Source organism: Bacillus sp. 522_BSPC (assembly GCF_001076885.1).
Classification (GTDB): domain Bacteria; phylum Bacillota; class Bacilli; order Bacillales; family Cytobacillaceae; genus Niallia; species Niallia hominis.
Map to the genome: position 1 here is coordinate 1 of NZ_JVDT01000270.1, position 4,546 is coordinate 4,546.

The 4,546-nt window shown below is 36.9% G+C and carries 4 protein-coding genes; 1 reads left to right on the forward strand and 3 read right to left on the reverse strand.

All coding sequences use genetic code 11. From position 1 onward, the window contains the following. Window positions 1–53: 53 nt before the first annotated feature. Together istB and istA are read right to left on the reverse strand one after the other, a co-directional pair. Window positions 54–815, reverse strand: coding sequence for an IS21-like element helper ATPase IstB (istB, locus tag ADJ83_RS22760; RefSeq protein WP_048717505.1), 762 nt, complete (start codon window positions 813–815; stop codon window positions 54–56). Next, window positions 815–2,098: an IS21 family transposase gene (gene istA, locus ADJ83_RS22765; RefSeq protein ID WP_048717507.1), complete on the reverse strand. Its 1,284-nt coding sequence runs from the start codon at window positions 2,096–2,098 to the stop codon at window positions 815–817. Before istA ends, istB begins: the two co-directional genes overlap by 1 nt. A 377-nt stretch (window positions 2,099–2,475) precedes the next feature. Between istA and ADJ83_RS22770 the strand changes: the two genes are divergently transcribed. Further along, entirely contained in the window at window positions 2,476–2,799 is a 324-nt protein-coding gene (locus ADJ83_RS22770; protein ID WP_031540318.1) for an HAD hydrolase-like protein, read from the forward strand. A gap of 204 nt (window positions 2,800–3,003) precedes the next feature. On the opposite strand, the gene ADJ83_RS22775 is transcribed toward ADJ83_RS22770, so the two are convergent. After that, window positions 3,004–4,221 (reverse strand): IS110 family transposase, encoded by a 1,218-nt coding sequence (locus ADJ83_RS22775; RefSeq protein WP_031540319.1) that lies wholly within the window; start codon window positions 4,219–4,221, stop codon window positions 3,004–3,006. Window positions 4,222–4,546: the final 325 nt, after the last annotated feature.

Sequence of the window (4,546 nt, forward strand, 5' to 3'; positions counted from 1 at the left end):
TATAAATGTCAACACAAATATGTACAATTTTGCTTGCGTAAGGATGTACAAAATCACTCGTTTTCTTGCGTTAAATGAGCCTTTAATCGATAAGAATCACCTACAATGGTTACGACAGTTGCGTGATGTAAAATACGATCTAAAATCGCATTCGCTAGTTTAGTCTCTTGAAAAATTGTATCCCACTCTTTGAAATTTACATTTGTAGTGAGAATCGTACTTTTCTTTTCGTATCTCATGTCAATGAGCTGAAAAAAGAGCTTCGCATCTTCCGCATCTATTGGCAAGTAACCAATTTCATCTACGATTAAAAGCTTGTACTTGGCATAATGCTTTAAACGACTTTCTAAACGGTTTTCCAACCGTGCTTTCTTCAAATTCTGGATTAAATCATGGCACTTAATAAAATAAGTACTAGTTCGTTTCTTCGCTGCGGCAATTCCGATTGAAGTGGCCAAATGGGTCTTTCCAACACCACTTGTACCCAAGAAAACGATATTTTCATTCTCCTCTATAAAACGGAGCGTTAAAAAATCTAAGATTTGTTGTCGGTTAATGGAGGGTTGAAAATCAAAATCGAAATCAGTTATTTCTTTACGATGTGGGAATGCACCTACTTTCACCATTGCCTGTGTCATATTTTGCTCTCGGACATCAATTTCATAGTTCGTTAATTTAATCAAAGTATCATTAAAGGACAATTGATTATTTACACTAAAGTCTATGACTTCATTTAAATGTAACGTCATTTGCTTAAGCCCCAGATACTCTAGATTCTTTAATAATTGCTGATGATTTGTTGTTACTTGATTCATTATTTATACACTTCTCCAATCGCTGCTAAGTTCTTTTTCGCTAACTCATCAATATTAGGATAGTTAGGCATAGAAACCCCTAGTGATTCCTGATAGTGGGTTTCTTGATAATTTAATTTCTTCCCACTTAAGGGATGTTGTGCGATGAGCTCCGTGTTATAATAAACCCATATTTGATCATCATACACTTGTAGTCCAACTCTCTTTCCTTGGTATTTTGCTGGTACCGAGTATTGATTCGATTTGTAAGAAATCATGTTGGAGGCATTCACCTTTACAAGCTTATGATTGATTCGATAGAAATCTCTTACTTGGACAGTTGGTAGCTGGTGTAAGAGGTTCTTTTCTTTTTTAAATTCTAATACTGGTATCTTGCCAGTCCCCTGATGTACCTCATGATTGACTCGATTACATAAATCCTGTACAAATCGGTGTAATTCTTCTAAGGTCAGTTGACCTTGATAAGCATGAATTTCATCTAATAGTTTCATCGTTGTTTCTACTTTTCCTTTTGTACGTGGTCTGCCTGCTACACAAGGTTTTACTTTAAAACCAAAGTCGTTAGCGAATTGTGCAAACTTATTATTCACTTTTCCGCTAGAAAATTCTGTTCTAGCTTCATCCATAACTGTTTTCATATTGTCCGTAATTATCTCTGAAGGAACACCACCAAGTGCTTCAAATGTTTCCGTTAAAAACGAAAACAATGTACTTTGTGATTTAGAGATACTTAGATGGAACGTGCGGAACCTTGAATAAGAAAGAACAAGAACGGCCACATTCACTTCTACCTGTTGACCATCCTTAGTATCAAATAGAATACTTTCTTTCCAATCTAGTTGTGCTTGTTTACCTGGTGCTGTTTCAAAACGAGCTGCCCCTTTGGGGGAGGCAATCTTTTTGTCCTCATCAAAATAAGCTTTAAATTCTGGTATTCTAGCTATATACGCCCTAAATGTAGAAGCCGAACAATCAAGACCATGATTATCTTTTAAATATTGCCAAAGCACCCTCCGATAATAAAACTTCTGTTTCGAATCCTCCGATAAAAGTGCGGCTATAATTTCATAATATTCATCAAGCATAGATGCCTTTTTCCTTGTACGTTTTGGAATAAACCCATTGAGATATTTATCGATTGTTCTACGATCTACCCCTAATTCCCTAGCTAATTCACTTTTATTAATTTTCATCTTTAACTGCTCCATTACTTGTTTGAATTTTCCTAAATCTGAAAGACTCTTAATCTCAAAATCTGTTTCAATATTTAACTTTATGTACATACTAATCACCCAATATTAGTATGTAATTCATAATCAATTTTGTACATCTTTATTCAAGCACGTTTGTACATATTTAAATTATCATTTCTACTTTTCTCTTATCTCCTTTGCTTTTTGGTTTTCATCCACTTGATGAAAACCACTTTTCTCCTATCTCCTTTGCTTTTTGGCGTTCATCCACTTGATGAACGCCACTTTTCTCCTGCCTCCTCTACTTTTGGCTTTCATTCACTTGATGAACACTACTTTTCTCCTGCCTCTTCTGCTTTTTGGTGTTCATCTTCACCCCCTAACTCCTCCTCTAGCAATCTCCCAATAGACTTTCCAAAATAAGTATATTACCATGTAAGAAAACAGTATTTATGGAGGAGTAAAATTTGAATATTCTTTGGGATTTTGATGGTACGTTATTTGATACATATCCTGCTTATACAGATATTCTTTATACAGTATTGGAAGAAAAGGTGGATAAGGCAGCTATTTATAAAGAGTTGAAAGTTTCTTTCTCCCATGCAATTGAGTATTTTCACTTAACAGAAGAGCAACGAAATGAGATTAAGCAGATGAATAAAGGAATTGTTGTTAGTGAAGTGAGGCCTTTTCCAGGTGTAGAGGAAATTTTAAAGGCTGCGGAAACAAATGTGATTATGACACATAAAGTGAAACTTCCATCAGTGGGGGTTTCCTTCCTCCCCCACTGATGGTTAGTTGAACCAATCGGACCTTTACGGACAGTTGATCTCCCACCTAGCTTCCTCGTATTCTCATATGCTTGAGGGGGGAGTCTTACTCCCATGAAAATAAACTGTTGTCATCTTGGAAATTTGGCAATACTAAATACGACGCAGCTCATTCGTGTTTTTTGAAAGAGAGCGCATATTCCAATTTATGAATGGTCCGTTTGCTTAAGATACTTTTGAGATGATTACTTGGTAGCCAAGTTTCTCTAACCTTTTTACGGAATAACTAACAATTGACTGTTGTTTTTGTTTATCAAAATGATCTTCTCCAAGATCAACATAATATTCCTTACGGGTTAAGAGGTAATAGGCAATTCTCAACATCGCATGGGCAACAGCCATTCCAGCTCTCTTTCTTCCTTTTCTCGCACAAATTCTTCTATAAAGCGCACCGAGATAGGTTTTTGATCTTGCAACCGAATGAGCCGCCTCTATCAATGCTGACCGTAAGTATTTATTCCCTTTTTTCGTCTTAGATGATTTCTTTTTACCCGCACTTTCATTGTGCCCTGGTACAACTCCCGCCCATGAACATAAATGAGCTGCAGTTGGAAACTGTTCCCCCACTTTATTTCCGATTTCAGCTAAAATCTGTTGGGCAGTAGGAATGGCAATCCCTGGAATAGAATCTAATCTTTCTATATCTTCCTTGGATGGTTCTAATCTAGATTCGATCTCCTCATCAATCATTTCAATATGTTTTGTCAAAAAATCTATATGGCTTAAAATCGACTTTAACATCATACGTTGATGGGCAGTTATTCTTCCTTGAAGGGAAAGTTCTAGTTCCTGTTTTTTCTCTTTTAACTTTCCTCTAGCTGAATTAGCTAATATCTCCACGTTGTCTTCGCCATCAGCGATCGATTGAAGCATTTCTCGGCTTGATACTCCAAAAATATCGGAAACAACGGATCCTAATTTAATATTGGCACCTTCCAGTACTTTTTGGATTCGATTATGTTGTCGTGCTCGTTCCTCCACCATACTTCGGCGATATCTAACAAGTTCTCTTAATTCTCGTTGATCTCTATTTGGAATATAGCTACCTTTTAGTAATCCATGTCGGAGTAATTCACAGATCCACTCGGCATCTTTTACATCTGTCTTTCTTCCAGGAACTGCTTTGATATGTTGGGCATTGACAACTAAATAACCGATTTCCTCCAATTCTAATAAATTGACAATTGGCTTCCAGTATACCCCAGTACTTTCCATCGCCACTTGTGTGCATCCATGTTCCTTCACCCAGTCTACTAGTTCTAATAAAAATACAGTCATAGTAGAAAAGGTTTTAATCTCCTTTCCCTCTGGAGTAACTACACATGCGGTTATACTGTTCTTATGAACATCTAACCCACATGCACGTTCCACAACTACTTGCATAAAAAAGCATCCTTTCTACGGCCACTAATTATGGAGGCTGGTGCAACAACCAGAATAGGGTTAATCTCCCATGCGTGCTTCTCAAAGAGAGCGACAATTGTTGGTGCACCTTGATCGTTGGTGTCAGACTGTCCGATGGACTCGAGGTACCACAGTAAGTCGACCTTCCTCTGATTGAGTCAAGTTTTTGTGGGAGTTTTTTTAGCTCCCTTTTTTATAAAGTAAAACCTCTAAGTTTGTATCCGCTTTCCAATTGGTTTTGTTCTTCCAACTGTTGATTCTCTCATTTTTTAAAAACCTTTTAATCCCTGTAAGGCAAAGTGAA

Coding starts and splice junctions, on each gene's coding strand:
- istB (WP_048717505.1), bottom strand. CDS start 815: ATGAATCAAGTAACAACAAATCATCAGCAATTATTAAAGAATCTAGAG.
- istA (WP_048717507.1), bottom strand. CDS start 2,098: ATGTACATAAAGTTAAATATTGAAACAGATTTTGAGATTAAGAGTCTT.
- ADJ83_RS22775 (WP_031540319.1), bottom strand. CDS start 4,221: ATGCAAGTAGTTGTGGAACGTGCATGTGGGTTAGATGTTCATAAGAAC.